Source organism: Microcystis sp. M113S1, from assembly GCF_020246945.1.
Taxonomy (GTDB): domain Bacteria; phylum Cyanobacteriota; class Cyanobacteriia; order Cyanobacteriales; family Microcystaceae; genus Microcystis.
Window position 1 is genome coordinate 1 of the sequence record NZ_JADBSA010000305.1, and the last position, 2,542, is coordinate 2,542.

Genomic DNA, 2,542 nt, shown 5'->3' on the forward strand with positions numbered 1-2,542 from the left:
GAAACTGTCAAAAAATCTTTATCGACTAGAACCCATCAGTGCAAGTGTGGGTGTGTTTTGGATAGGGATGAAAACGCCGCAATCAACATCCTTAAAAGGGGACTAAGTACGGTAGGGCATACCGGAACCTTCGATGCTCGACCCAATAAACGCTTGGGGAGAGAATACCTCTACTTTTTCAGAAGCAATTCTGTCTTTCGCAAGTAATCTCTGTGAACCAAGAATCCCCGTCTCTTTAGAGCGGGGAGTGTCAACGACTACTGTAATACTACCAAAAAGGTTCGGATACCTACACTATCGAGAAAGCGGGGTTATTTTGCACTATAGAGATAACAAAGGAACTGATAGGGGTGGGTATCGCCTAAAAACCGAGTACAGTTCCGATTCTAGAAGTCACTATAGTTGTATCGGAGCAGCACAAAGATTATGGGAAAAGTAGTTGGAATTGACTTAGGGACGACTAACTCCTGCGTCGCGGTTATGGAAGGGGGCAAACCCACCGTTATCGCCAACGCCGAAGGATTTAGAACCACGCCCTCAGTCGTCGCCTACGCCAAAAATGGCGAGCGCCTAGTAGGACAAATCGCCAAACGTCAAGCGGTAATGAACCCGCAAAATACCTTTTATTCCGTCAAACGCTTCATCGGCAGGAAATTCAACGAAGTTACCAACGAAGCCACAGAAGTATCCTACAAAACTCTCCAAGACGGCAACGGCAACGTTAAATTAGACTGTCCTGCCCAGGGCAAACAATTCGCCCCCGAAGAAATTTCCGCCCAGGTACTGCGGAAACTGGTGGAAGATGCCAGTAAATACCTCGGCGAAACCGTTACCCAAGCAGTCATCACCGTACCCGCTTATTTTAATGACTCCCAACGTCAAGCCACCAAAGATGCCGGTAGAATTGCTGGGATTGAAGTTCTCCGCATTATCAACGAACCCACTGCCGCCTCTCTTGCCTACGGATTAGACAAAAAAGCTAACGAAACCATTCTCGTTTTTGACTTGGGTGGGGGAACCTTTGACGTATCGGTTCTAGAAGTGGGTGATGGTGTCTTTGAAGTTCTCGCTACCTCTGGAGATACTCATCTCGGTGGTGATGACTTCGATAAAAAAATCGTCGATTATTTAGCCGGAGAATTCAAAAAAGTTGAAGGAATAGATCTCCGTCAAGATAAACAAGCCCTGCAACGTCTCACAGAAGCGGCAGAAAAAGCCAAAATTGAACTTTCTAGCGTTACCCAAGCGGAAATTAACCTGCCCTTCATCACCGCTACCGCCGAAGGACCAAAACACCTAGATACCACTTTAACCAGAGCTAAATTCGAGGAAATTTGCGCTGATTTAATCGATCGCTGTCGGATTCCCGTCGAAAATGCCATCCGTGATGCCAAAATCAATAAATCTGCCCTCGATGAAGTGGTTCTCGTCGGTGGTTCAACCCGGATTCCCGCCGTTCAGGAATTAGTTAAAAAAGTTCTGGGCAAAGATCCTAACCAAAGCGTTAACCCCGATGAAGTGGTAGCCGTCGGCGCTGCTATTCAAGGCGGTGTCCTCGCCGGTGAAGTCAAAGATATTCTTCTGCTTGATGTTTCGCCCCTGTCTTTGGGTGTGGAAACCCTCGGCGGTGTGATGACGCGGATTATTACCCGCAACACCACTATTCCCACTAAAAAATCGGAAGTTTTCTCCACAGCAGTAGATGGACAAACTAACGTGGAAATCCACGTCCTGCAAGGGGAACGGGAAATGGCTAAAGATAACAAGAGTTTGGGAACTTTCCGACTCGATGGTATCCCTCCCGCTCCTCGTGGTGTGCCTCAAATCGAAGTGGTCTTCGACATCGATGCTAACGGTATTTTAAATGTCACCGCTAAGGATAAAGGTACAGGAAAAGAACAATCGATCAGCATCACCGGCGCTTCTACCTTGCCCCAAAATGAAGTGGAACGCATGGTTAATGAGGCAGAATCGAACGCCTCGGTCGATAAGGAACGTCGCGAACGCATTGAACGCAAAAATCAAGCTGATTCCCTCGTTTATCAAGCTGAGAAGCAGTTGGAAGAGTTAGGCGATAAGGTTCCTCCATCTGAGAAAAATAAAGCCCAGGCATTGATTAAAGATCTGAAAGAAGCGATCGCTCAAGACGACGATAGTAAGATCAAAACCATCCTACCGGAATTACAACAAGCCCTCTACGCGATCGGTAGCAGTATGTATCAGCAAGGAGTCCCTAGTAATCCCCCCGGTGGCAATGATGACAATGGCCCCTCTGGTGGTGCTGGTGGCGGCGATGATGTCATCGATGCGGAATTCTCCGACGCTAAATAAAAATTAAGTTCTTAGCTTCGGGAAGGACACAAGTTAACTTGTGTCCTTTTTTTGTTGCAGCTTTCTTACAGTTGACATCCTCGCCGCCGTAAAACGGACGGCGATTCCTCACCACGCCACCTTTTTAGAATGGTCGCTGAATGGGGTTGACGCTTCACGGGATGCTGCTTCTTTAACAGAAGTCTTACGCTTTCCTCTACGTCCGTTTAAA

1 protein-coding gene and 1 pseudogene are annotated in these 2,542 nt (G+C 47.4%); both read left to right on the forward strand.

Annotated features, from left to right (window positions below):
* Positions 1–239 (forward strand): annotated as a pseudogene (locus IM319_RS15465) (zinc ribbon domain-containing protein); the annotation flags it as partial.
* A gap of 187 nt (positions 240–426) precedes the next feature.
* A complete protein-coding gene (gene dnaK / locus IM319_RS15470; protein ID WP_287736175.1) occupies positions 427–2,331 on the forward strand; it encodes a molecular chaperone DnaK in 1,905 nt (634 codons plus the stop codon).
* The last annotated feature ends 211 nt before the right edge of the window (positions 2,332–2,542 follow it).